The sequence below is a fragment of the Kitasatospora sp. NPDC087271 genome, from assembly GCF_044744605.1.
Taxonomy (GTDB): Bacteria; Actinomycetota; Actinomycetes; order Streptomycetales; family Streptomycetaceae; genus Kitasatospora.
This window is the reverse complement of sequence record NZ_JBIUYQ010000035.1, coordinates 1-24530: the sequence shown is the minus strand read 5'-3', so window position 1 is coordinate 24530 and position 24530 is coordinate 1. Positions and strand designations below refer to the sequence as shown.

Annotated in this window: 26 protein-coding genes and 1 pseudogene; 13 read left to right on the top strand and 14 right to left on the bottom strand. The window is 72.7% G+C overall.

What is annotated here, in order from left to right; all coding sequences use genetic code 11:
- Positions 1-5 precede the first annotated feature (5 nt).
- The 3 genes from ACIO9K_RS34705 (at position 6) to ACIO9K_RS34695 (ending at position 2293) form a co-directional block, all read left to right on the top strand.
- Complete coding sequence (locus ACIO9K_RS34705) at positions 6-905, top strand: MBL fold metallo-hydrolase (RefSeq protein WP_363623917.1); 900 nt, start codon at positions 6-8, stop codon at positions 903-905.
- Between the two features lie 335 nt (positions 906-1240).
- Positions 1241-1720, top strand: coding sequence for a hemerythrin domain-containing protein (locus ACIO9K_RS34700; protein WP_400335726.1), 480 nt, complete (start codon positions 1241-1243; stop codon positions 1718-1720).
- A 72-nt stretch (positions 1721-1792) separates the two neighbouring features.
- On the top strand, positions 1793-2293 hold the full coding sequence (locus tag ACIO9K_RS34695; RefSeq protein ID WP_400335724.1) for a hypothetical protein: 501 nt from the start codon (positions 1793-1795) through the stop codon (positions 2291-2293).
- Between the two features lie 119 nt (positions 2294-2412).
- Here ACIO9K_RS34695 and ACIO9K_RS34690 read toward each other — a convergent pair whose 3' ends face one another.
- From ACIO9K_RS34690 to ACIO9K_RS34675, 4 genes are all read right to left on the bottom strand, one after another.
- Positions 2413-2604 (bottom strand): DUF397 domain-containing protein, encoded by a 192-nt coding sequence (locus tag ACIO9K_RS34690; RefSeq protein ID WP_400335722.1) that lies wholly within the window; start codon positions 2602-2604, stop codon positions 2413-2415.
- A 77-nt stretch (positions 2605-2681) separates the two neighbouring features.
- A complete protein-coding gene (locus ACIO9K_RS34685; protein WP_400335720.1) occupies positions 2682-3272 on the bottom strand; it encodes a DUF5919 domain-containing protein in 591 nt (196 codons plus the stop codon).
- A 101-nt stretch (positions 3273-3373) separates the two neighbouring features.
- Entirely contained in the window at positions 3374-3580 is a 207-nt protein-coding gene (locus ACIO9K_RS34680; RefSeq protein ID WP_400335718.1) for a DUF397 domain-containing protein, read from the bottom strand.
- Entirely contained in the window at positions 3570-4406 is an 837-nt protein-coding gene (locus ACIO9K_RS34675) for a helix-turn-helix domain-containing protein (RefSeq protein ID WP_400335715.1), read from the bottom strand. The genes ACIO9K_RS34680 and ACIO9K_RS34675 overlap by 11 nt, the downstream gene beginning before the upstream one ends.
- Positions 4407-4524: 118 nt before the next feature.
- Here ACIO9K_RS34675 and ACIO9K_RS34670 point away from each other — a divergent pair, with 118 nt between their 5' ends.
- The 3 genes from ACIO9K_RS34670 (at position 4525) to ACIO9K_RS34660 (ending at position 5549) form a co-directional block, all read left to right on the top strand.
- A complete protein-coding gene (locus ACIO9K_RS34670) occupies positions 4525-4725 on the top strand; it encodes a hypothetical protein (protein WP_363623929.1) in 201 nt (66 codons plus the stop codon).
- Positions 4725-4973 (top strand): hypothetical protein, encoded by a 249-nt coding sequence (locus tag ACIO9K_RS34665; protein ID WP_400335712.1) that lies wholly within the window; start codon positions 4725-4727, stop codon positions 4971-4973. Before ACIO9K_RS34670 ends, ACIO9K_RS34665 begins: the two co-directional genes overlap by 1 nt.
- Before the next feature lie 75 nt (positions 4974-5048).
- Positions 5049-5549: an NUDIX domain-containing protein gene (locus tag ACIO9K_RS34660; RefSeq protein ID WP_400335710.1), complete on the top strand. Its 501-nt coding sequence runs from the start codon at positions 5049-5051 to the stop codon at positions 5547-5549.
- A 62-nt stretch (positions 5550-5611) separates the two neighbouring features.
- On the opposite strand, the gene ACIO9K_RS34655 is transcribed toward ACIO9K_RS34660, so the two are convergent.
- The 5 genes from ACIO9K_RS34655 to ACIO9K_RS34635 form a co-directional block, all read right to left on the bottom strand.
- Positions 5612-6088: a hypothetical protein gene (locus tag ACIO9K_RS34655; protein WP_400335708.1), complete on the bottom strand. Its 477-nt coding sequence runs from the start codon at positions 6086-6088 to the stop codon at positions 5612-5614.
- A gap of 270 nt (positions 6089-6358) precedes the next feature.
- Positions 6359-10798: a beta strand repeat-containing protein gene (locus ACIO9K_RS34650; protein ID WP_400335706.1), complete on the bottom strand. Its 4440-nt coding sequence runs from the start codon at positions 10796-10798 to the stop codon at positions 6359-6361.
- A 518-nt stretch (positions 10799-11316) separates the two neighbouring features.
- A complete protein-coding gene (locus tag ACIO9K_RS34645) occupies positions 11317-11847 on the bottom strand; it encodes an AAA family ATPase (RefSeq protein WP_400335704.1) in 531 nt (176 codons plus the stop codon).
- Between the two features lie 40 nt (positions 11848-11887).
- Positions 11888-12535, bottom strand: a complete 648-nt coding sequence (locus tag ACIO9K_RS34640; protein WP_400335702.1) for an AAA family ATPase — start codon at positions 12533-12535, stop codon at positions 11888-11890.
- Between the two features lie 257 nt (positions 12536-12792).
- A complete protein-coding gene (locus ACIO9K_RS34635) occupies positions 12793-13470 on the bottom strand; it encodes a TetR/AcrR family transcriptional regulator (protein WP_400335700.1) in 678 nt (225 codons plus the stop codon).
- 78 nt (positions 13471-13548) lie between these two features.
- On the opposite strand from ACIO9K_RS34635, the gene ACIO9K_RS34630 reads away from it, so the two are divergent.
- Complete coding sequence (locus ACIO9K_RS34630; RefSeq protein ID WP_400335698.1) at positions 13549-15087, top strand: MBL fold metallo-hydrolase; 1539 nt, start codon at positions 13549-13551, stop codon at positions 15085-15087.
- A 100-nt stretch (positions 15088-15187) separates the two neighbouring features.
- On the opposite strand, the gene ACIO9K_RS34625 is transcribed toward ACIO9K_RS34630, so the two are convergent.
- The gene (locus ACIO9K_RS34625; protein WP_363587884.1) at positions 15188-15727 is read right to left on the bottom strand and encodes a DUF6328 family protein; all 540 of its coding nucleotides are present in this window, start codon (positions 15725-15727) and stop codon (positions 15188-15190) included.
- Positions 15724-16296 (bottom strand): MarR family transcriptional regulator, encoded by a 573-nt coding sequence (locus tag ACIO9K_RS34620; RefSeq protein WP_363623944.1) that lies wholly within the window; start codon positions 16294-16296, stop codon positions 15724-15726. The genes ACIO9K_RS34625 and ACIO9K_RS34620 overlap by 4 nt, the downstream gene beginning before the upstream one ends.
- A 48-nt stretch (positions 16297-16344) precedes the next feature.
- Between ACIO9K_RS34620 and ACIO9K_RS34615 the strand changes: the two genes are divergently transcribed.
- The 6 genes from ACIO9K_RS34615 (at position 16345) to ACIO9K_RS34590 (ending at position 22443) form a co-directional block, all read left to right on the top strand.
- On the top strand, positions 16345-17247 hold the full coding sequence (locus ACIO9K_RS34615; RefSeq protein ID WP_400335694.1) for an EamA family transporter: 903 nt from the start codon (positions 16345-16347) through the stop codon (positions 17245-17247).
- 269 nt (positions 17248-17516) lie between these two features.
- On the top strand, positions 17517-18413 hold the full coding sequence (locus ACIO9K_RS34610) for a neutral zinc metallopeptidase (protein WP_400335692.1): 897 nt from the start codon (positions 17517-17519) through the stop codon (positions 18411-18413).
- 146 nt (positions 18414-18559) lie between these two features.
- On the top strand, positions 18560-18934 hold the full coding sequence (locus ACIO9K_RS34605; protein ID WP_363623950.1) for a hypothetical protein: 375 nt from the start codon (positions 18560-18562) through the stop codon (positions 18932-18934).
- A 312-nt stretch (positions 18935-19246) separates the two neighbouring features.
- The gene (locus ACIO9K_RS34600; RefSeq protein ID WP_400335690.1) at positions 19247-20341 is read left to right on the top strand and encodes a sugar ABC transporter substrate-binding protein; all 1095 of its coding nucleotides are present in this window, start codon (positions 19247-19249) and stop codon (positions 20339-20341) included.
- A gap of 57 nt (positions 20342-20398) precedes the next feature.
- Positions 20399-21184, top strand: a complete 786-nt coding sequence (locus tag ACIO9K_RS34595) for an ATP-binding cassette domain-containing protein (protein ID WP_363623953.1) — start codon at positions 20399-20401, stop codon at positions 21182-21184.
- A complete protein-coding gene (locus ACIO9K_RS34590; protein WP_400335688.1) occupies positions 21181-22443 on the top strand; it encodes a sugar ABC transporter permease in 1263 nt (420 codons plus the stop codon). Before ACIO9K_RS34595 ends, ACIO9K_RS34590 begins: the two co-directional genes overlap by 4 nt.
- A gap of 128 nt (positions 22444-22571) precedes the next feature.
- On the opposite strand, the pseudogene ACIO9K_RS34585 reads toward ACIO9K_RS34590, so the two are convergent.
- The 3 genes and pseudogenes from ACIO9K_RS34585 to ACIO9K_RS34575 form a co-directional block, all read right to left on the bottom strand.
- A pseudogene (locus ACIO9K_RS34585) lies at positions 22572-23421 on the bottom strand (helix-turn-helix domain-containing protein).
- A 37-nt stretch (positions 23422-23458) separates the two neighbouring features.
- Positions 23459-23920 (bottom strand): DUF6879 family protein, encoded by a 462-nt coding sequence (locus ACIO9K_RS34580; protein WP_363623959.1) that lies wholly within the window; start codon positions 23918-23920, stop codon positions 23459-23461.
- Positions 23913-24236: a hypothetical protein gene (locus ACIO9K_RS34575; RefSeq protein ID WP_400335686.1), complete on the bottom strand. Its 324-nt coding sequence runs from the start codon at positions 24234-24236 to the stop codon at positions 23913-23915. Before ACIO9K_RS34575 ends, ACIO9K_RS34580 begins: the two co-directional genes overlap by 8 nt.
- Between the last annotated feature and the right edge of the window lie 294 nt (positions 24237-24530).

The following is a 24530-nucleotide window of genomic DNA, read 5'->3' as shown; positions in this document are numbered from 1 at the left end:
GGACCATGGCGAACTTCGAAGCCGACGCGGCCCACCGGGACGAGCGGCTGCGACGGCCCTCCGGCATCCGCTCCGTACAGCTCGGCGACACGAAGGTGACCTTCGTGCCGGACGGCGTCGTCCTGCTGCCGCCGCGCGGCTGGCTGCCCGAGACCACCGACCGGACGTGGGCGGAGCGCCCGCAGTACCTCGACGCCTCCGGCCAGTTCGTCGCGACCGTCGGCGCGCTGCTCGTCGAGCACGCCGGGCGCGCCCTGCTGATCGACGCGGGCTTCGGGCCCCGCTCGCTGCCGGCGGACCCGAGCGTCCCGCACGGCCCCGGCCACGGCGGCGCGCTCCTCGACAACCTCGCCGAACTCGGCCGCCGGCCGGACGACATCGAGGCGGTGGCCTTCACCCACCTGCACTCCGACCACACCGGCTGGGCCTGGCACCCCGCCCCCGGCGGCGACCGGCCGGCCTTCGCCCACGCCGACTACCTGGTGTCCGAGGCGGAATGGGCCGGCCACCTCGCCCGGCCGGACGGGCCCGGCGCGGTCGAGGGGGCCGCCGTCCTGGCACCGCGCGTGCGCACGGTCGCGCACGGGCAGGAGGTCTTCCCCGGCGTCCGGGTGCACGTCGGCGCCGGCCACACCCCCGGACACGCCGAGTACACCGTCACCGCGGGCGGGCAACGGCTGATCGCCTTCGGCGACGCCATGCACTCGCCCGTCCAGGTCGACCACCCCGAGTGGTCCGTGTCCGTCGACCACGACCCGGCCCGCGCGGTCGAATCCCGCCGCCGCCTCGTCGCCGAACTCGCCGAACCCGACACGATCGGCTTCGGCGTCCACTTCGCCGACGTCGTCTTCGGCCGCGTCCGCCACGACGGCCCCGGCCCCGCCTGGCACCCGCTGGACGCCTGACCGGCCCCCGGGCCCCGCCCGGGGCCCCTTCGGGGGTGTCCACCGCGCCCGCCCGGCCGGCCGGCCTTCGGCGCGGATCCCGCACGGCTCCGGCATCGCCGCGGACGTCCGGCGACGCCGGAGCCCCCGCCGTCACCACCCGCATGCCGCTCGACCGCGCTCGGAACCCGCCGGAAGCCGGGCCGCGGGGCCACGATGTCCGGGGAAGCCTTCGGCACCCACCCGCGACGGCGCTTGCCGTGGCGCCGCGGCCCGTGATCGGATGGCGCCAGCATCGCGTGCCGGTGACGGACAGCGTCAGGCATGGAGGTGCGGAACCGAAGGGACCGCCTCCCGTGGCCTCCCAGGACGGCGACCGCGCGGTCGCCCTGAGCCTTCAACTCTCCCGAGCACACCAGGAACTGCGCCGCCGGATCGGCCGCATCAGGGCCGGGATCGGACAGCGCCGCCCGGGCGACGACACGTTGCGCACCCACTGCCTGGCCTTCTGCGCCGCGCTGACGGCACACCACCAGGGCGAGGACGAGGGCATGTTCGCCCACCTGCTGCGCGAACGCCCGCAGCTCGCCGGGACGGTCGCCAAGCTCGTCGAGGACCACGAGATGATCGCCGCCATCCTCACCAGGGTGCGCGAACTCGCCGACCACGCCGCCGAATCGCCCGGCGACGGGCTGGAAGCGGTCGGGCGCGAACTCGACGGACTCACCGCGATCATGGAATCCCACTTCGCCTACGAGGAACGCACGATCAGCGAGGCCCTCGACAGCGCGGTACCCGACGGCGGCTGGCCCGACCAGGTGTTCCGGTTCGGCTGACGAGCGAGCCCCTGCCTGCGGGGGAACGGAATTATGTTGTGACGTGAGGGCCGTCGCTGTAGACATGCCGCGATGACGATTTTTCATTGCGCCGCCTGCGGCGAGGCCCTCACGGCCGACCTTGAGCCCCTCCCGGCGGTTCCTGCCCGGCACCTGTTCGAAGGCGAGCTCGTCAACGGCCGGCGACAGGCCCCGCCCACCATGCCCCGTGGCCACTACGCCGTCGATCCGCAGCCGCACGGGCCGCCCTTCGTCCCGGCCGAGGACCAGGACGACTGGCCCCCCGCCTACCCCGGCGGCCCGTGCATCAGCGACTTCGACGGAACGGTCGTCGTCTCGGCCGGGCCCCGGAACACCTTCGTCCTGCACCCCGAGGACGGGACCGGCCTCACCTGGCACACAACAACGACCGGGCCACCCAGCTGCTGCGGAGCCCCCGGCGACGGCCCACCCAACCGTGCCTGCCGCTGCGGCGCCGTGGTCGGAAGCGAGATGTCGGACTGCTACACACCCTACGAACTCCACCTGCTGCCCGACGCCGTCCGCCCCGCTGCCCACACCCCCGACCACTGACGCACACGGCCACACGGACCCCACGGGCGACTGGACGGCCAGGGCAAGGCCGTCACGCGCACCCAAGCCGTCGACTCAGCGACACCGGCCAGTTCCTCTTCCCCACCCAGGAATTGCCGCTACCAGGCGTCGAACTCACCCGCGCGGACGGCGGCGACGAAGGCCCGCCAGGCGGGGGAGCGGAAGAGGAGGACGGGCCCGTCGGGGTCCTTGGAGTCCCGGACGGGCTGCACACCGGTGAAGCCGTCGGCGACCTCGACGCATTCGCCGCCCTGGCCGCTGTAGCTGCTCTTGCGCCAAGTGGTGTCCATCGCGGTTGCCTCCTGCGGCCGGAGTGGAAAGTCGATGGGGATGACTTCCCACTCCGGCGCCGGGTTAGACGCAGGTGTCAGCGCGGGCCGGAACGGATGTCGCTGCCCCGGGACCAGAGTTCTTCGACGTGTTCGGCGAAGCGGTCGAACATGCCGTTCTCCTCGCTGCGCCGCAGGTGCATCAGGGGTGAGTCGTGGCTGACGGTGCGGGCGAGGTGGGGTGTGACGAGGGCGTGTTCGTCGAAGCGGAAGACGGAGAGGCCGACGTGGTTCGGGCCGTCGTCCGGGGCGCTGAACCGGGCCTCGATGCCCTCGGTGCCGGAGAGTTTGGCCAGGTTCTCCAGGGTGACCCTGATCCTGGTGGACACCGTGAGCGTCACGTCCTCGATCTGCTCGCGCTGACGCGTCGTGTCGGAGACCGGATCCCCGAGGAGAAACCGGACCCGGCAGCCGCTCTCGGCCTTGCGCCGCAGAGTCTGCAACAGGGCGGGCTGCTCCAGCCAGACGAAGTAGCTGGTGTAGCCGGCGAGGAAGATGTCGGACCGGGCCTCGGCGATCAGCTGCGCCCAGACCGACTGCGGGCAGGCCGAGCGGTACGGGTAGACGGCGAACACCTCCCGGTCGTGCCCGGTCTTGACGTTCGCCCGGACGGTGTTGGGCCAGATCATCAGTTCATCACCCCCTGAGGTCACGGCGGCGGGTTGAACCGGGTGGAGGGGTTGAGAAGGCCCCGCCGCCCTGGATCGGGGCGTCGGGGCCGGAGTTGCTGCTACCGGGCGTCGAACTCGCCGGCGTGGACGGCGGTGACGAAGGCCTGCCAGGCGGGGGAGGGGAAGGCGAGGGTGTGGCCGTTGGGGTCCTTGGAGTCGCGGACCGGGACGATGCCGGGGAAGCCGTCCGCTACCTCGATGCATTCGCCCCCTCCGCCGCTGTACGTGCTCTTGCGCCAGCGAGCGCCGGATAGGTCAAGGTGCACTTTCAAATTCCTTCCGTACTGCGCGGATCAGCTCAAGCGACGCAGCCAGAGGTAGTGCCTCGGCTTGCAGCCGATCGTACTCCCTGGCCCAGCCCGCGAGGGTTTCGGCGTCGCGCTCCAGATGGCCGCGCAGATGGCTCTCCGAATAGCCGAGCAGCGAACGATTCGGCATCGTCAGAAGCGTCACTGGGTGCGCGAACGGCCGGTTCTCCCCGAGGCTGATCGGGGCTACCTGGATGGTCATGTTCGGCCGACTGGCTAGCTCTTCCAAATGGGCCAGCTGGCCCACCATCACCGCTGGTCCGCCGATCGGCCGTCGCAGGCTCCACTCGTCGAGTACGGCCTGGATGTATGGCGGAGACGGCTGGTTGATCCGTTCCTGCCGGGTGAGGAGGAACCGCATGCGTTCGTCGGCCTGCTGCTGAGTGACGATCCCGCGCCGTACGAAGGCCTGTTCATAGGCTGCCGCATACTCGGGAGTCTGCAGCAGCCCTGAGATGACCCCGATCTGGAAGGGCCGGATGACGGTCGCTTCGGCTTCCTTGTCGGCGTACTCAGGGAAACCCTCTATCAGGATGCTGTGTTCGAGCTGGTCGAGCATCAGGCCGAGCGTGCCGCCTGTGGCGAGGTGCTCGTCCACGAGATCGACGAATCGGCGGCTCGGCGCGCGGATGCCGCGTTCGATGCTGGAGATGTAGGCACCGGAGTAGGCGATGGCCTCTCCGAGTTCCGTCTGGGTCAGGCCGCGTGCCTCGCGTGAACGGCGGAGCTGAATCCCGAGGGTCGCGTACGGGGATGACGCAGGATCAAGCTTCTTACGGTTCATGATGCTTCCCAACTGAACCATGCTGAACTGGCGACTTCAGATGCTTCCCTAGGAGGGGGTCGTTCCGCAAGTCTTTCCCACGCAGAAAGTGAAGGATTGACTGCGGAAGGTTATTCCCATGGCTGATGCCCAAGTGCCCCGGCTCCACGGCTACGGGGTCCGCTGGGACCCGGAGGGCCGGTGTTACCGGGTGCGGAACGAGACGACGGGGGAGTGGCTGCGCAGTGGCACCTCGGGTGAGCTGGCCTCCTTCTCCTCGTTCTCCGCTGCCTTCAGCGCGTGGCGGGGGTTCGAGGTTCGACGCCGGGTGGGGGCGTGATGGGGGAGAAGGTCTACCGGGCCACGGCCGACCAGCGGCGGCAGGCGGCCGACGTCCTGGATGACCTGACGGCCGTCCTCGCCCTGGGCGGGGTGAAGTTGCCCTCCGTCGAGGTGGATTGGGAGCACGGCCGCAGGACGGGCTGCTACCTCATCGGCCTCGGCTGCGCCCGCCCGTTCGAACTCCTGCGGGTCGTGGACCTGCTGCGCAAGGGGCTGCGCTACGAGCGCCTGACGCATGACGGCTGAACTCCTCGCCCGCCTGCTGTGGTGGGCGGGCTTCTCCCTCGTACTCCTCGCCGCCCTCAGGAAGTGAACCGCCCGATGCGCGACCCCCGTCTCCTCGCCAAGCCGCCGGTGTGCCGGCTCGGCTGCCTCGTCCTCGTCCGCAACCCGCGCGGCGACGTCCTGCTCGTCGACCCGGACTACATGGACGGCCTGATCCTGCCCGGCGGCGCCGCGCAGCCGAACGAGCCCCCCAACCTCGCCGCCGCGCGTCACCTCCACGCTGAGACCGGCCTCAACCTGCGCCTCACGGACGTCCTGGCCGTCGACTTCACCCCGGCCGACCGCTACCTGGAGCGCCTCAACCTGGTCTTCGACGGCGGGACCGTCACCGAGCACGCCGCCGCCCGCCTGACCGTCCCGCCCCGGCACCGCAGCGGCCTGTTCGGCGCCCGCTTCGTCCCCGCCCACGAACTCCCGGACGTCATGGCCCCCGCCCAGGCCGCCCGCGCCGCCGAAGCCCTCGCCAACCGCGCCGTCCCCCTCCTCCTCCACGGCCAACGCACCACCTGCGACGAGAACCGGCCCCCACCGCGGTAGAACGCCGGGCGGCAGCTACCTCGCCGACACCCGAATCCGAACCCGGCCCCGGCAGTGGGCGCTCAGCTGACGCCCCGCAGGACACACAGGGTCCCCTGCGGCGCGTGGAACGCCTGCCGCACCTCCCACGCGCCGCTCTGCCCCGCCTTGACGTTCACCGCCGTGTCGCCGAGGGCGAGCACCGTGGCCTTCGCCGAGGTGAAGTAGACGACGATCCGGTAGTCCGCGTCCCGGCTGCCGGGGTTCACCGCGGTGCCGGCCGCGCGCCAGCCGTCCTTGGTCGCCTCGCAGGTGCCGATGGTGACCTGCTTGCGCTTCTCCTGGTCGTTGGCGACGGACGACGGAGGCGGCAGCGTCGGCTGCTCCAGCACGGCGATCTCACCGCTGCTCGCAGCGTCCTCGGAGGGCGCGGCCGTAGCGGCCTGCACGTCCTGGCTGCCACCGCTGTGGGGCTGGCGGCAGCCGGACAGGGCGGCGAGGGCGAGCAGTGCGATGCCGGCGGCGGCACCCGCTCGGGCCTTGTGCTTGGTTTCGCGCATCTCTTACTTCCTTCGGCTGTGGGCGGCGCCAGGAACGATCACACCGGTGTCACCGCAGAGGGGCCCGGCCTGTCTTACCGTGCCGGTGCGGGCGGCGCGGGCTCGGCGGGCCTGGCGGTGGCGGAGGTTCATCCGTTCGGCTGAGGTTCGTCCCGTCGTCCGCCCCTCACCCACGGGCCGGACGGACGACGGACGGACGACGGACGGGCACAGAACGGCGGCGGTCCCCGGAGCCCATGCTCCGGGGACCGCCGCCGTCAGCCGCCGTTGCTAGCCGCGACGACGGGTGCGGCGCGTCACCAGCGCCAGCCCGCCGCCGAGGAGCAGGAGACTCCCCGCCAGCCCGGCCAGGTGGGTGTTCGCGCCGGTGCTCGGCAGGTGGCCGTGCGGCGGCTTCGCGGTCACCGTCGCGCTGGACGGCGGGGAGGTCACCGGCGGACCGGACGGCGGAGTGCCCGTCGCCGTCGAGGTGTTGGTGATCTTCCCGCTGTTCAGGTCGGCCTGTGTGACGGTGTAGGGGGCGGTGCAGGTCACGGACGCGCCGGGGGCGAGCGAGGCGGCGCCTGCCGGGCAGGTCACCATGGGCGCCGTGCCGCTGCCGGAGAACGCCGTCTCGTTCACCGTCACGTCGGTCAGTGTGACGTTCCCGGTGTTGGTCACCAGGAAGCTGTAGTCGACGGTCTGACCTGCGGCCGTGACCGTGGTCGGGGAAGCCGACTTCACCACGGTGAGCGCCGGGGCCGGGGTGTTCGGGACGCTGGTCGAGGACGGCGGGGACGTCGCGGGCGGGCCGGTGGGCGGAGTGCCCGTCGCTGTTGCCGTGTTGGCGACCTTGCCGCCGTTCAGGTCGGCCTGTGTGACGGTGTAGCTGGCGGTGCAGGTCACGGACGCGCCGGGGGCGAGCGAGGCGGCGCCGGCCGGGCAGGTCACCACGGGCGCGGTGCCGCTGCCGGAGAAGGCGGTCTCGTTCACGGTGACGTTGGTGAGGGTGACGTTGCCGGTGTTGGTCACCAGGAAGGAGTAGTGCAGCACCTGGCCGACGGCGGTCAGTTCCGTCGCATCCACCGACTTGACGATGGTGAGCGCCGGGTTGGACGTCGCGGTGACGGTCGCGCTGGACGGCGGTGAGGTTACGGGCGGGCCGGTGGGCGGTGTGCCGGTGGCCGTCGCGGTGTCCGTGATGCTGCCGGCGTTGAGATCAGCCTGCGTGACGGTGTAGCTGGCGGTGCAGGTCACGGACGCGCCGGGGGCGAGCGAGGCGGCGCCTGCCGGGCAGGTGATCACGGGAGCGGTGCCGCTGCCGGAGAACGCGGTCTCGTTCACCGTCACGTTGGTCAGGGTCACGTTCCCGGTGTTCGTCACCAGGAAGCTGTAGTCCACGACCTGCCCGACGGTCGCAACCGTGGTCGGCGAGGCGGACTTGACGATGGTGAGCGCCGGGGCCGGGGTGTTCGGGACGCTGGTCGAGGACGGCGGGGACGTCACCGGCGGGCCGGTGGGCGGGGTACCTGTCGCCGTCGCCGTGTTGGTGACCTTCCCACTGTCGACATCAGCCTGCGTCACCGTGTAGGGGGCGGTGCAGGTCACGGACGCGCCGGGGGCGAGGGAGGCCGCGCCTGCCGGGCAGGTGATCACGGGCGGGGTGCCGGTGCCGGAGAACGCGGTCTCGTTCACGGTGACGTTGGTCAGGGTGACGTTGCCGGTGTTGGTCACCAGGAAGGAGTAGTGCAGTACCTGGCCGGCACCGGTCAGTTCCGTCGCATCCACCGACTTCAGGATGGTGAGCGCCGGGTTGGACGTCGCGGTGACGGTCGCGCTGGAGGGCGGTGAGGTCACCGGCGGGCCGGTGGGCGGTGTGCCGGTGGCCGTCGCGGTGTCCGTGATGCTGCCCGCGTTGATGTCGGCCTGCGTCACCGCATAGCTCGCAGTACACGTCACCGACGCGCCGGGCGCCAGCGAGGCCGCGCCGGCCGGGCACGTCACCACCGGCGGGGTGCCGGTGCCGGAGAACGCGGTCTCGTTCACCGTCACGTCGGTGAGGGTGACGTTGCCGGTGTTGGTGACCAGGAAGCTGTAGTTCACGACCTGCCCGACGGTCGAAACCGTGGTCGGGGAGGCGGTCTTCACGATGGTGAGTGCGGGTGCGGGCGTTGCCGTGACGGTCGCGCTGGAGGGCGGTGAGGTCACCGGCGGGCCGGTGGGCGGGGTGCCGGTCGCCGTCGCGGTGTTGGTGATCGAGCCCGCGTTGATGTCGGCCTGCGTCACCGTGTAGGGGGCGGTGCAGGTCACGGACGCGCCGGGGGCGAGGGAGGCGGCGCCTGCCGGGCAGGTGATCACGGGCGGGGTGCCGGTGCCGGAGAACGCGGTCTCGTTCACCGTCACGTCGGTGAGGGTGACGTTGCCGGTGTTGGTGACCAGGAAGCTGTAGTCGACGGTCTGCCCGACGGCGGTGACCGTGGTCGGGGACGCGGTCTTCACGATCGTGAGCGAGGGCGTCGCGGGGACCGGGGTGTTGGTGAAGGTGCAGAGCACCATCGGGCTGTTCTTGCCCTCCACCGTGGGCGGGAACGGCAGGTTGAACGTGGTCGCGCCGGTGCCCGAGGCGACCGGGGCGTTGCCGTTGGCGGTGTCGACGCAGTCGTAGGCGGTGGTGTAGTTGGCGAGGCTGCCGGAGGCAGCGGTCTCGGTCAGCGTGTAGGTGGTCCCCGATACGGCGATGACCGGGCCGGCGGGGGGTGTCTGGACGCCGGTGCTGGTGCCGGTCGTGGTGGCGGTGTTGCCCTGGGTGATGCCGCCGCCGGTGATCGCCAGGCCGAACTGGTCGTTCGAGGTGGTCGACTCGGCGAACCGGCCGACGATGTTCTTCTGCAGGGCCAGGGTCGGGTTGGTGGAGCAGGCGCCGAGGTCCACGGACAGGAAGGCGTTGTTGGAGTACGGCGTGGGCCCGGCCGTGATCGCGCCGGTGTTCGGGTTGAGCTGCTCCAGGTAGGTGGTGCTCCCCGAGGCGAACTCGATGTAGAGGTTTCCGGCGTTGTCGAAGGCCGCCCCGTTGAACGAGTTGCCGTTCGGGTTGGGCAGGGTGCTCAGCACCGTGTCGGTCAGCGGCACACCGGTGGCCGACCCCGTGGTGGGGATCGGCCCGGCCACCCGACCGATGGCGGCGTCGGTGCCGACGGAGGAGAGGACGTAGAGGTTGCCGGCCGCGTCGAAGGTGATGTCGCCGTTGGGGCCGGAGGCTCCGGTGACCGGCAGGTCGAACGTGGCGATCACGCCGGGGATCGCGGTGTTGGTGACGGTGTTGAAGCCGTAGAGGGTGGCCACGCCGGGTGTGGTCGCCGTGCCGGGTTCGAAGCTGGCGTAGTAGTAGATGCCGTTGGCCGGGTTCACCGCGCCGGCGACGAAGGAGTCGGTGGTGGCGCCGGCGGATCCGGTGTAGGTGGTCCAGGCCCCGGTGGCCGCGTTGTAGCCGTACACGTTGACGGACCCGGCGACGGTCGGGATCTGGTCGACCACGTAGGCGGCGGTGCCGCCGTCGGTGATTCCGAGGGCGTTGGTGAAGCCCGACCCGGCGGGGAGCGTGCTGACCGTCGTCGCGGTCACGCTGGATCCGCCGACGGTGCCGGCGGCCAGGGCGAGCAGGGTGCCGGTCGCGGCGGTGGAGGAGCCGCGCTGGATGGCGTAGATCGTGTTGCCCGTGCAGTCCAGGGGGTCGCCGGGTGCCCGGGGCAGGCGGCCGAGCGGGGCGGCGCTCGGCGCGGCGGCCGCGCTGCTCGGGGCGGCCGGTCCGGCCGCTGCGGATGGCGTGGCCTCCGGGGACGGGGCTCCTGGAGCGCTGCTCTGGCCGGTGGGCGCCGAGGCCGCTGACGGGTCGGCCTTCGCCGTCGTGGCGTCGGCGCCGGAATCCTTCCACTCCAGCACGACGAGGCCGTTGCCGCCGTCGCCGCTGTGGCCGCCGCCCTTGGCCGCGTCGGCGCCGGTGTTGGCGCCGGTGTCGGCGCCGTTGACGTCCGTGATGGACGGGGCGAAGCCGCCGAAGGCCGCCCCGGTGACGTACTGGCGCTCGGTCACGTGAGGGGCAAGGCCGTGCGACCCGTCTTCAGGACCGGCCCCGGCAGGACCGGCCCCGGCAGCACCGGCGCCGCTCGCGGTCGCGGTCTCAGTCGCGTTCGTGGCCGTGCCGCCGTCGGCTGCCAGCAGGGTGTCCGCGGGGGTGTGGGACTGGCCCGACCGGATGGTGGAGGCGCCGCCGTTGCGGGCCGCCGGGGAGTCTGCGGCGTCGGGGTGCGAGCGCCCGCCCTGGCCCGGTACCACCGTCAGCCGCTGTCCGGCCGTCACCTCCAGCAGCGCGGTCGCGTAGGCGCCGGCGGCGCCCGGCCGGTTCGCGTGCTCGCGGCCGGCCGCGGCGGTGTCGCCGTCGGCGGCCGCACCCGCGCCCCAGGCCTTCGCCCTGATCGAGGAGACCCCGGTGGGGACGGTGAAGTCCTGGTCGCTTCCGGTGTAGGCGAAGGACAGGCAGTCGGTGTAGCCGGCATCCGCCGGGCAGGCCTGAGCCGCGTGCGCGGCGGGGGCGGCCAGCAGCGGGACGAGCGGCACCGGCGCCAGCACCAGCACGGCCGTGAGCACTCCGGACCAGCCGCGCCGATTCGGGGCGGCTCTCCCCGGTGCCTCGAAGGCTCGGGCCAAGCCCCAGCGGCGTCTGACTTCGGGCATCGGGGACTCCCCAGGGTGTTCACGGGACGCGTGGATGGCGTCATAAATACGCCATAAGGTGACGAAACGACTATGCCGTATACACCATCCGGGCCGATTCGGCACGCGGGGGAAGTCATCCCGGCGGCCCACAGGGACGGGCCGGCAATGGCGGACGGACCGTCAAGGTACGGCCGTCGGAGTGGCGGTCGACGCCACGGCGATCACGGAGGTCACGGTGCCTCGCCCGCAAGCGGCACCCGGCGCGGGGACCTCCCCCTCGCGCGCTGCCCGCAAGCGGACGGCCGGGCGCGGCAGGCCCGCGGAGGCGCCGTCCGCGCGAAGCCCGTCGAACGCCTGCGGGAATCCGAACTCGACTGCCGCTGTGCGGAGTTGATCCGGCGAACCGCCGGACTCGCTGGCGAACTGTCGACCGCGCCTTGGCGTCATGGTCGGGCAGGCCGTGATCGGGCGCGTCGCGCCCGGCGGCGATGAACGAAGAGACCGTGTCGGACCAGGCCGAGCAGTTCGGGCGTCCGTCAGCCGCCGGGTCCGGTGGCGAAGGCGGCGATGTCGGCCAGCGGCGGGCGGTAGCCGTGGGTGGTGTCCACGTGCAGGTGCGGCGCCGGCAGGGACGGCGGGGTGAAGTCGTCCAGCAGGTTGCCCGGGCCGGGCGGGGTGGCGAGGAGCGCGCGGTCGGCGTGCGCGGCGCGGTGCGGGTGCGTCGTCAGGCGGATGCGGATCCGGGCGCGGGCCACTGCCGGGTCCACCCGGCAGTGCACGATGCGCAGTTCGGCGTGTTCGGCCAGCGGGCTCAGGCCGGGCCGCCACAGCCGGTCCTGGTACGCGGCCTCCGCCACCACGCTCACCCCCGCGCGCACCAGGACCTCCAGGACGTCGAAGAACGCCGCGCGCACCGCCTCATCGGGGTTCCCGGCCCGGGTGCCCGCGTGCACCAGGCCCTCCTTCAGCTCGTCCCGGCACACCGCCGGGCAGCCGAGGGCCTGTGCCAGCGCGTGGGCCAGCGTCGTCTTCCCGCTGCCCGGCCCGCCGCTCACCACGATCAGCATCTTGGACCCCTTTCGTCAGGTCAGGCCAGGTCGGGCCAGGTCAGGTCAGGGCGCGGAGCAGGCGGTCGGCGAGGGTGGGGTAGGGGCGGCAGTCCAGGACGGGCAGGTGGTGGGTGCGGGCCTGGTCGGCGAGCCAGTGGGAGTAGCGGGCGCTGACGGCGGCGCGGCGCTCCTGCGGGCCGCAGTCGGGCTCCCGCTGGGCGTAGTTGGCGCTGATGCCGGCCGCGTCGCCCTCGTGCAGGAACGCGGCGCGCACGACGCGGCCCTGTCCGGCGGCCTCGGCGGCGGCGCGGGCGGCGGCGGCCGGGGTGAGGTAGTCGCCTTCGACGATCGCGGGCACGTCGACGGTGAGGCGGTTGCGCACCACGCCGAGCAGGGCGTCGTCCAGGGCGCGGGCGGTGGCGATCTGCAGTTCCAGGACGCGGTCGGCGGGCAGCGCGTCGGGGTCGTCGAGGCCGTCGAAGTGGTGCAGTCCGGGGTGGCCCTCGGCGGTGGTGGCGGCGTGCAGGGCGGCGACGACGTCGTCGAACTCGACCACGAACGCGCCGCTGTGCCGGGCGAGTTCGGCGGCGGCGCGGCTCTTGCCGAGGCCGGAGGCGCCGCCGAGCAGCAGGACGTCCCAGGTGGGGGCGCTGCCGTTGCCGTTCCCGTTGCCGCTTCCGCTGCCGTTGTTGTCGTTGCTGTGCATCCGGGCACGGTACCCGCCGCGCGGGGTGGGGCGGTAAGCGGTTTCGGGGGCGGGCGGGCTCTGAGGGGTGAGGGAGCTGTGGGACTTCCTCGCCTGGCCCCCGGCGCCCGACAGCCGGCCCCGGCCCGGTCCCGTCCGTCACCCGCGCCGCGCCCGCCCCCGGCGCGGCGCGGGTGACGGGAGCGGGTGACGGGAGGCGGAAGCGGGCGGCGGGCGTACGGACGGTCCCGGCGGCGTCGGGCCTCAGGCGTCAGTTGTCAGGCGCCGCGCGGCGGCCCGAAGCCGGCGGCGAGCACGGCGAGCCTGGCCAGCAGGGCGTCGGCGAGCGGGAAGGCGGCGTCGCTGGCCAGCCAGCGGCTCAGGGCGGTCGCGTAGCAGTCGAAGACGAGGTCGGCGACGGCGGCCGGGTCGAGGTCGGGGCGGATCTCGCCGCGCTGCCGGCCGCGGGTGACGGTGGCGAGGATCGCGCGCGGGGTGGCGGCGCCCAGGCCGAAGGCGGCGTGCAGGACCCCGCTGTCATGGAGTTCCTTGGCCAGCGCGTAGTCCTGCTCGTTGAGCCGCGCGAGGGCGCGGAGCTCGTCCGCCAGCGCCTCGACGACCGGTCCGCCGTCGGCCGCGTCCGCCGCCTCCTGCCGGTCCAGCAGCTCGTGGCGCTGCCGGACCCAGGCGGTGACGAAGTCCTCCTTGCGGCGGAAGTGGTTGAAGGCCGTCTGGCGGCCGGTGTCGGCGCGTTCGGCGATGTGGTCGTAGGTGGTGGCCGCGTAGCCGTGGGCGGCGAACAGGTCGAGGGCGGCGGCCAGCAGCCGTTCGCGGGTGGCGCTGCGGCGCTGCCCGCGCCGGTCCTGTCCGGCTGGCCCGTCCGGCCGGCCCTGCCCGTCCTGGGGTCCGGCCGGTTCCTGCGGTGCCGCGGGTTCCTGAGGTGCTGTCGGTCTCACACGCCGAGTGTACTTGAATCCAACTTGGTACTGGAGTACATATTGGTACTCAAGTACACCTACTGAGGAGGTCAAGCGATGGCCGTCCCCTTCACCCTGGGCCTGCACGCGATCGCCGAGGACACCTACGCCTACCTGCAACCCAGCGGCACCTGGGGCTTCAGCAACGCCGGGCTGATCGTCTCCGGCGGCGAAGGGCTGCTCGTCGACACCCTGTTCACCGTCCCGCAGACCCGCACCATGCTGGAGACGATGACGCGGGCCCTGCCCCGGCTCGCCATCCGCACCCTGGTCAACAGCCACAGCGACGGCGACCACTGGTGGGGCAACCAGCTGCTCCCGGACGCCGAGATCCTCGCCTCCGAGGCCGCCGCGGCCCACATGCGCGGTGAGCGCCTGCACGAGCTGCTCGTCTCCCCGGGCGACATCCCGCTCCCTCGGGTCGCCGAACGGATGCGTGAGGCCTTCGACTTCACCGGCATCACCCCGACCCCGCCGACCCGCACCTTCAGCGGCGAACTGGAGGTCGCGGTGGGCGGGCGCAGCGTCCGGCTGATCGAGGTCGGCCCGGCCCACACCGCCGGTGACGTGCTGGTCCACGTCCCGGACGCGGGCGTGCTGTTCACCGGGGACATCCTGTTCGTCGGCGGCCACCCGGTGGTCCACAGCGGTCCGGTGTCGAGCTGGATCGCGGCCTGCGACCTGATCCTCGGCCTGGACGTGGAGACGATCGTGCCCGGGCACGGGCCGGTCGTCGGCAAAACGGAGGTCCGTGCCTTCCGCGACTACCTGGAACGGCTCCACGACCACGCCGTGCGCGCGCACCGGGCCGGCCTGCCCGTCCTCCAGGCGGCCCGGGAGATGGACCTGGACGGCTTCGCCCACTGGGCCGACCCCGAGCGGCTGGTGCTCAACGTCGGCGCCGTCTACCGCGAGCTCAACGGCGACGGCACCCCCGACGAGCTGGAGCTGATGGGTCGTCTCGACCACTACACGGCGCCGTACCCCGAGCCGCACGCCGCCCCGCGCCCCGCCGGCGCGGCCCCGAGGCTCGCGCCGCGGCCCGCCTCCGAGGTCGCCGCCCTGGCCGGACGACTGTCGGGCCCCGCGGCGCAGGTCCTCGCCGGCGGCGCCGGGCCGCTGGCGGGCCGTCCGGTGCTCAACGTCCTGGCGACCATCGGCCACCACCCCGACCTGCTGGTCGCCCTGGTGCCCCTGCTCACCCAGCTCGCCCAGGGCCTGCTCCCGCCCCGCGAACGGGAACTGGCGATCCTGCGCACCGCCCACCGCACCGGCTGCGCCTACGAGTGGCACCACCACGCCCGACTCGGCGCCGCCGCCGGCCTGACCGGGCCCGAGATCGCCCGCGTCCTCGGCGGGCCGGACGCCCCCGGCTGGAGCGAGGGCGACCGGGCGCTGCTGCGGGCCGTGGACGAGCTGTGCGGGGACCACGCGCTCTCCCCGGCCACCTGGCGCGAGCTGGCCGCCCGCCACTCCGCCCCGCAGCTGCTGGAACTGCTCGCCCTCGTCGGCGCCTACGCGCTGGTCGCGGGCATCGTCAACAGCTGCGGCGTCCCCCTCGACGACTGGCTCACCCCGCCCGTGGCGGCGGGCTGACCGTCGCCGACCGCCTTGTGGGGGAGCGGAGTTCACCACACGGCGCGCACGTGCCCGCGCCCGCCGGACGCGGCGCCGTGCCCGGTCCGGCGCGCCCGGGTCAGTCGTCGTGCAGCGGGCGGCGCACCGCCCAGGGCAGGACGAACCACAGCCCGGCGAAGATCAGCGCGACGACGGAGGTGATGGCCAGGGCCGTGGCGGTCCCGAGCACGACGTCCAGGACGAGCAGCACGGCGCCGGTGAGCGCGCAGGCGAGCAGCATCAGGCCCAGCTGGGCGATGTGGGCGGAGACCTTGACGATCCGCGCCTTGCCGGGGTGGCGGAACAGCCCGCGGTGCAGCGCCACCGGGGTGGCGAACACGGCCGAGGAGATGACGGCCAGCAGCAGGGTGGTGACGTAGACGTCCTGCTGGCCGTCGGTGAGGGTGGCGAAGCGCGGGGTGAAGGCGACCCCGAGCAGGAACGCGAACACGATCTGCACGCCGGTCTGCAGCACCCGCAGCTCCTGCAGCAGTTCCACCAGCCGCCGGTCGGCCCGGGCCCCCGGGCTCTCCGGGCTGCCGGACGGCGACGGCTGGGGCGGCTGGGGCTGCGGTCCGGGCTCGGGTTCGGGCTGGGACGGCGGCGGAGTGCTGGTCATGCGTCACATTCTGCTGGCCCGCCGCCCGGTGCGGTGCCGTCCAGGCGGTGCTGCCAGGCGGTGAGGAGGGCCTGCAGGGCGGCGGCCTCCTCGGGGGACAGGAGGGCGAGCAGGCGGTGCTCGTTGCGCATGTGGGCGGTGAACGCCTCGTCGATCAGCCGCAGGCCGGCGTCGGTGAGGGCGACGAGGCGCCCGCGCCGGTCGCCCTCGGCGAGGCGGCGGGTGACCAGCCCGGCGCGTTCGAGGCGGTCGATCCGCTTGGTCATCGCGCCGGTGGTGACCATGGTGTGGGCGGCGAGCTCCCCGGGGGCCCGCTCGTAGGGGGCGCCGGCCCGGCGCAGCGCGGCCATGACGTCGAACTCGCCCTCGCCGAGGCCGTAGCGGGAGTAGACCAGGGCGAGTTCGCCGGTCAGCCGGGCGGCGAGGCGGTGCAGGCGGCCGATGACGGCCAGCGGGGAGACGTCGAGGTCGGGGCGTTCGCGCCGCCACTGGGCCTGGATCAGCGCCACGTGGTCGGCGTCCGCGCCCGGCGGGGAGGGCGTCCGGGGGTGCTGCTGGTGGTGCTCCATGGGGCCATCCTACCGCCAGTACCTTCCCGGGAAGGTATATTGCCTTCCATGGAAGCCAATCTGCGGTGGGTGCTGCTGACCGCGGTCGCGCCGCTCGCCTGGGGCGCCAACTACTACGTCACCCACGCCTACCTGCCCGCCGACCGGCCCCTGTGGGGCGCGGCCCTGCGCGCCCTGCCCGCCGGACTGGTCCTGCTCGCCCTGTCCCGCCGCCGCCCGCACGGGCCCTGGTGGTGGCGCAGCGCCCTGCTCGGACTGCTGAACGCCGCGGTGTTCTTCGTCCTGCTCTACCTCGCCTCCCAACTGCTGCCCACCAGCACCGCCGCCACCGTCATGGCCGCCTCCCCGCTGGCGATGCTGCTCACCGCCTGGGCGCTGGCCGGGCAGCGCCCGCACCGCGCCCACCTGGTCGGCGCGGTGGTGGGCCTGGGCGGGGTGGCGCTGACGCTGCTCGGCGCGGGCGGCGCGGTCAGCGGGGCGGGGCTGGCGGCGTCGGTGGCGGCGATGCTGGTCTCCTGCGTCGGCTACGTGCTGGCCGCCCGCTGGCGCGAGGGCGCGGACCCACTGGCCGCCACCTCCTGGCAGCTGACCGCCGGAGGCCTGATGCTGCTGCCCCTGGCCGCCGCCGTGGAGGGCGCGCCCCCGGCGATGGACGCCCGCACGCTCCCGGCCTTCGGCTACGTCGCCCTGGTGGCCACCGCCCTCGCCTTCGCCCTCTGGTTCGCGGGCCTGCGCCACCTGCCGGCCGGCACGGTCGGGCTGCTCGGCCTGCTCAACCCGCTCGCCGGCGTCCTGCTGGGCGCCGGCCTCGCGGGGGAGGGGCTCGGCGCGCGCCAGGTGTGCGGGCTGGCCCTGGTCCTGGCCGGCGTCCTGCTCGGCCGCCCCCGCGAGGTCGCCCGCCCTGCCGAGGCCTCCGTCGCGGTCGAATCCTGCACCCGCGTCGGGAGTTGATGACCCGTCAGTTCAGCAGTCGGGTCAGGCGGTGGTCCAGGACGGCGCGTGCGGCCCCGGGGGAGCGGTGCCCGATCGCCACGGCCACGTCCACGGCCACGCCCGCAGCCGCCGCCCGGCCCCGCCCCCGCCCGGCCCCGCCGCCGTCCGGCCCCGCCGCCCCCGCCCCCGCTGCGCCGCGCCGGCGCCCGCTGCCCGTAGGCTGGGCGGGCCGTCACCGGCACAGACCGTCACCAGTACTGACAAACACGACAGAAGCGGGCAGGGGCATGCAGTTCGACGACCAGGGCGACCTCGACACCTCGCAGGTGGACGACCGGCGCGGGATCCCGGGCGGGAAGGTCGCCATCGGCGGCGGGGCGGTGGGCCTGATCGTCGTGCTGTTCGCGGTCGTCCTGGGCGTGGACCCCCAGCTGCTGGGCCTGTCCTCCGGCGGCGGCTCCACCACCTCCAACGGCGCGCACACCGCCGGCGAGGTGCAGCAGGCCTGCAAGACCGGCGCGGACGCCAACCGGCGCCAGGACTGCCGGATCGTGGCGGTCACCAACAGCGTGCAGGAGTTCTGGCGCGCCGAACTGCCCAAGCGCACGGGCACCGCGTACCGCAACGCCGAGACGGTGCTGTTCACCGGTCAGGTCTCCACCGCCTGCGGCCCGGCGACCTCCGCCGTCGGCCCGTTCTACTGCCCCGGCGACCGGAAGGCCTACTTCGACCTCGGCTTCTTCAACGAGCTCTCGGCCCGCTTCGGCGCCAAGGGCGGGCCCTTCGCCGAGTCCTACGTCGTCGCCCACGAGTACGGCCACCACATCCAGAACCTCCTCGGCACCATGCAGAAGGTGGGCAGCGACCGCCAGGGCGCCAACAGCGCCTCCGTGAAGCTGGAACTCCAGGCCGACTGCTACGCCGGGGTGTGGGCGCACCACGCCACCACCACCCCGCAGCCCTCCACCGGCCGGCCGCTGATCGCCTCCCTCACCGACCAGGACATCGCCCAGGGCCTGGACGCGGCCGCGGCCGTCGGCGACGACCGGATCCAGCAGCAGGCCACCGGCCGGGTCAACCCGGAGAGCTGGACCCACGGCTCCTCCGACCAGCGCAAGACCTGGTTCACCACCGGCTACCGCACCGGCGACCTCGCCCAGTGCGACACCTTCGGCAAGCTCTAGCCCGGTGAGCCGGCGAACCGGCTCCCGGAGTGCGGCGGCGCGCCCCTGTCAGATGTCAGGGACCGCCGCCGCGCCCGCGTTCCTAGGCTGCTGAGCACCGGCCGGACCCCACGTCAGGCCGCTCACCAGCCAAGGGAGAACCATCCATGCGCAGGATCACCCACGCCGTCGCCGCCCTCGCCCTCGCGACCGCGGCCCTGACCACCCTGACCACCCTGGGCGCCGGCAGCGCCGGCGCCGCCGACGGCTCCTGGGCGGGCTGTCCGTACGGGGCGGTCTGCGTCTACCCGCAGAACCAGAACCCGGCCTCGGCCCCGAGCGAGGTGTACTGGAGCTACGGCGCGCACAACCTGAGCAACCAGTACGGCAACCACTGGGTCCTCAACAACCAGTCCGGCGGCGCCCACGCCCACCTGTGCCGGAGCTCGGGCGGCGGCAGCTGCGTCTACGACATCCCGGCGCAGAACGGCGTCTGGTACGACCTGGGCCCGATCAACTCGATCACCCTCGACCGCCCCTGACGCGTCGTCCCTGGCGCACCGGTACCACCTCCGCACGGGGGCGCCCGCCGCACGGGGGACGGCGGGCGCCCCGCCTTCCTGACACTCCGACAGGTTGATCGACTCTTGAACGGCGGGCCCCGCAACGGGCGCCGCCGTTCCGTCATTTGGAGCTTCCTCCAGGTTTCAACTCCCCGTCAGTGTTCATGAAGATAACGAGTAGAGGCGCATCTCCCGCAGTCTGAATTTACTTATTGACGTCATGTACGCGTTCAGGTTTAACTCCCCCCACCCCGCCGCAGAGCCGCGGCGACGTCAGGGAGAGGCACCCCCATGAACGCAGCACTGCGTCGCGTCCTCATCGCCACCACCGGCATCTCACTGGCCCTGTCCATGGCCGCCTGCGGCAAGGCGGGCGGCGACAAGAAGGACGCGGCCGCCTCCGGAGACGGCAAGTCCATCGGGCTGCTCCTACCCGAGAACGCCTCCTCCACCCGCTACGAATCCTTCGACCGCCCCTTCGTCGAGGCCAAGGTCGCCGCCCTGTGCGCGGACTGCAAGGTCCTGTACAACAACGCCGAGGGCAGCGCCGCCAAGCAGAAGCAGCAGTTCGACACCCTCCTCGCCCAGGGCGTGAAGGTGATCATCCTGGACCCCTACAACGCCAAGTCCACCCAGGGCTGGGTCCAGGAGGCCGCCGCCAAGGGCGTCAAGGTCGTCGCCTACGACCGCCTCGCCACCGGACCGGTCGCCGCCTACGCCTCCTTCGACAACGAGAAGGTCGGCGAACTCCAGGGCCAGGCCCTCGTCGACGCCCTCGGCCCGCAGGCCGCCGACGCCAACGTCGCCATGATCAACGGCGACGAGGCCGACCCCAACGCCGCCGACTTCAAGACCGGCGCCCACAAGATCCTCGACGCCAAGGTCAAGAAGATCGTCTACGAGCAGTCCGGCCAGTGGGACCCGACCGTCGCCGGCCAGAAGATCGGCGCCGCCGTCACCCAGCTCGGCAAGAACGGCTTCCAGGCCGTCTACTCCGCCAACGACGGCATGGCCGGCGCCATCATCACCCAGCTCCAGGGCGCCGGCATCAAGGTCCCCGTCGGCGGCCAGGACGCCGGCCTCGACGCGATCCAGCGCATCGTCAACGGCGACCAGGCCTTCACCATCTACAAGGCCTACCGCCCGCTCGCCGACTCCGCCGCCGAACTGGCCGTCGCCCTCCTCAAGGGCAAGGACGTCAAGGTCGTCGCCACCGCCACCGTCGACAGCGCCACCGACAAGGCCATCCCCGCCAAGTTCCTGGACGCCAAGGTCGTCACCAAGGCCAACATCGCCACCACGGTCGTCGCCGACGGCCTCTACAAGGTCTCCGACATCTGCACCGCCGACTACGCCGCCGCCTGCGCCGCCGCCGGCCTCAAGTAGCCCGGCCCCGCCCCGCTCGACCCGGGTCCAAGTCCACCACCGCAGAAGAAGGTTCATGTGACAGGCGCACCCGTCCTCCAGCTGCGCTCGGTCTCCAAGCGCTTCGGTGCCGTCCAGGCCCTCACCGATGTCGGCCTCGACGTGCACACCGGTGAAGTCCTCGCCCTCGTCGGAGACAACGGCGCCGGCAAGTCCACCCTCGTCAAGACCATCGCGGGCGTCCACCCCGTCGACGAGGGCACCATCACCTGGCACGGCGAGCCCGTGCGCCTGACCCGCCCCCAGGACGCCCAGGCCCTCGGCATCGCCACCGTCTACCAGGACCTCGCCCTGTGCGACAACCTCGACGTCATCGCGAACCTGTTCCTCGGCCGCGAGAAACGCCGCCGAGGGCTCCTGGACGAGGTCGCCATGGAGCGGCACGCCCGCGAACTCCTCGACACCCTCGCCATCCGCATCCCCGACGTGCGCACCCCCGTCGCCGCGCTCTCCGGCGGCCAGCGCCAGGTCGTCGCCATCGCCCGCGCCCTGGTCGGCGAGCCCGCCCTCGTCATCCTGGACGAGCCCACCGCCGCCCTCGGCGTCGAACAGACCGCCCAGGTCCTCGACCTCGTCGAGCGGCTGCGTGAACGCGGCCTGGCCGTCGTCCTCGTCAGCCACAACATGGCCGACGTGCGGGCCGTCGCCGACACCGTCGCCGTCCTGCGGCTGGGCCGCAACAACGGCGTCTTCCCCGTCGCCGGCACCACCCAGGAGCAGATCGTCTCCGCCATCACCGGAGCCACCGACAACGCCCACGCCCGGCGCCAGGCCCGCCACACCGAGGAGGAGGACGCCGCATGACCACGCCCAGCACCCCCGCCGACACCCCCGCGGCCCCCGGCGCCGACCCCCGCCTGCACACCCGGGCCGCCGGCCCCGCCGGCTACCTGGAGGCCGCGCGCCGGCGCCTGGCCGCCGGCGAACTCGGCTCCCTGCCCGTCGTCGTCGGCCTCATCCTGATCGCCGTCATCTTCCAGTCCGTCACCGGCCACTTCCTCCAGGCCGACAACCTCACCAACATCACCCGCTTCATCGCCGGCCCCGGCCTCATCGCCGTGGGCGTCGTCTTCGTCCTCCTCCTCGGCGAGATCGACCTCTCCCTGGGCTCCGTCGCCGGCGCCAGCGCCGCCCTCGCCGCCGTCCTCGCCGTGCGCCAGGGCGTCGCCGAATGGCTCGCCGTGCTCGCCGCCCTCGCCGCGGCCACCGTCATGGGCCTGCTGCACGGCCTCTTCTTCGCCCGCGTCGGCGTCCCCGCCTTCGTCGTCACCCTCGCCGGCATGCTCACCTGGAGCGGCCTGCAGGAGTACGTCCTGGGCGACCTAGGCACCGTCAACAACCGCCACGGCGGCCTCATCGCCACCCTCGACACCACCTTCCTCGGCGATGGCGACATCGCCTACGCCTGGGCCCTGGCGGTCCTCGCCCCCGCCCTCTACCTGCTCGCCCACCTGCGCACCGCCCGCCGGCGCACCGCCGCCGGCCTCACCGCCCGCCCCACCGCCGACACCGTGGTGCGCACCGGCGCCCTGGCCGTGCTCACCCTCGCCACCGCCTACGCCCTCAACCAGGACCGCGGCCTGCCGCTGCCCCTGGTCGTGCTGGTGGGCGTCGTCGTCCTCACCGACTTCGTCCTGCGCCGCACCTCCTACGGGCGCCAGATCTTCGCGGTCGGCGGCGGCGTGGAGGCCGCCCGGCGCGCCGGCGTCAACGTGGCCCGGGTGCGGATCTCCGTCTTCATGCTGTCCGCGTTCCTGGCCGGCCTGGGCGGGCTGTTCTACGCCTCCCAGCAGGGCTCCGCCGACAAGCAACTGGGCGGCGGCAACGTCCTGATGAGCGCGATCGCCGCCGCCGTCATCGGCGGCACCAGCCTCTTCGGCGGCCGCGGCAAGACCTGGTCCGCGCTGCTGGGCATCCTGGTGATCCAGTCCATCACCACCGGCCTGGACATGGTCCACGCCGCCCAGGCCATCCAGTACATGATCACCGGCGCCGTCCTGCTCGCCGCCGTCGTCCTGGACTCCCTCTCCCGCCGCACCCGCACCACCGCCGCCCGCACCTAGCCAAGCCGAAAGACCCGGGCCCCCGTTTCCTGGCCTGGCGCCCCGCCGCATCGCGGGGCGCCAGGCCAGGAAACGCGCGGCCGCCCCGCCCGAGGAGCCCGGCGCCGGCGAGGCCCCCGCGCACGGATTCACCCGAGGGCGGCTAGTGCCGACGTGATGAGCGCACGTGCCCGGGCACCGTAGACCGCGAGGCGCTGCAACTCGCCGAACGCCCGGGTGTAGTCAGCGATCTCGCGGGGCTGGGTGACGTTGACCTCAGCTGTCAACGTCTCCACGACAGCATGCCGATCGTCGTACAGGTAGAACGCTTCGAGGGGCCACATGCGGCGCTGTGCGGTGGATGGGATGACCCCCAGCGACAGCGATGCCAGCGGCATCACCGCCAGCAGATGGCCTAGTTGACCGGCCATGGTCTCCGCGTCGCCGATCCGGGAGCGGAGCACCCATTCCTCCATCAGCACAGCGAACCTGTGCCTGCCCTCGTTCAGGAGTCGTCCTCTCGCCACCCGTGCGGCAACGGCGTCGGCCACGTCATCAGGGGTCCCCTGGAACTCCGTGATGGAGCGCATCAGGGCGGTTGCGTACCCGGGCGTCTGGAGGAAGCCGGGAACGACATTGGAGACGTACGTCCGGCACAACTCCGCCCGCTCGTGGAGCGTGTAGAAGTCCTCCTGCACCTGGCGCATCCCTGCACGGTGCAGCCGACGCCACTCCATGTACATCGACTCGACCGCTCTCGACGTGGCGATCAGGTCGTCCGACTGGTCAGCCGCTGTGCAAGCAGTGCACCATGCCCGAATGTCGGAGTCAGACGGGAGGGGTTCGCGCACTCTGGATGCGGGAGACCTTCGAAGGGTTCCACCCGCACCGGAACGCCAGCTGCCTACCCGTCAGGCCGGCAGCCTTGCGGAGATCGACAAGGCGGTTGGCAAGGGCAAGACGCGCCGCTTGCGCGCTTGATGACGGAGACGTCGGCATAGGTCTGGCGGTCCGGTGCTCGCAGGGTAAGGGCGGGTCAGACGCTGTACTCGTCGTGCGGGGTGCCACGTTCCCACACAGCCTCGAACGCGGAGGAGACGAGACGAACCGTCGCGGAGTCCTCGGAGAAGGCGAACCCGGGCTCGGCCCAGTCGCCGTACCCCGTGAAGAAGTGGAACAGCACCAGCTTGTCGTCGATCAGCCAGAAGTCGTTCCCCGGCAGCGCGATGTTCGACGTCTGACTCCTCGGCAGCCACCGAACCAGTTCTCCGGCCGCCAGGTTCATCGGGGTAACCGCGTGCTCCCACCGGATGTAGTCGGTCACCGGCTCGGACACGATCCGGGCCCGCCGCATGACCACGCCACGACCGACCGTCTCGCGGACGAGTCCCAGCCACTCGGGCCACCACGAAGCTTCGGGGTCCAGCTCGATCTCGCCGGTGCGGGCGAAGCGGTCGATCTCCTCCGCCTCGTCGCCCACGGCGTAGGCGTCACGCATCTCCAGATGAACTGCGGTCCTCTGAGTGCTCCTCAGCAGCGTGGCGAAGTCGGGGACGTTCGACACGTTCGACAGCCTCCTTCAGGATCGGCGCCATGCGGGCCGGGATACGGATCACGGACTCATGAGCGGGAATCCCGAGCGTGTGGCCGGGAACCCACTCGGTCCCTGCGATCTTCTCGCAGAGGGCGTCATCGGCCGTCCAACTCTGCACGACGATCTCCTCCGCCTCGTCCTCGACCCACACGGTAGGCGAGCCTCCGCCGCCCGTGCTGGGGTCGATGCCCACAAAACCTAGTGCCATGACGATCTCCAACGTCTGTGGAGTTGCAGGGACGTGCACCACCGTCAGCCCTGCGAGTCAGAAGCACAACCCCGCATGCACGAAATTGCACGAACCCGGGCAGAGCCACACCTCTGACACCCCTCCACGCAAGAGGAGCCGGACTTGTCCCACGGCCGGCGGGCCCTTGGGCCTGTTGGATTCCAACAGGCCCAGAACGCACGAAAGGCCCCTAGTGTCCTGCGCCGGAGATCCGTCGGCAGAATCGGGCGAGGGAGTCGAGGATCTCGTCGGCGGTCTTGGTCCAGGTGAACGGTGTGGGGTCTT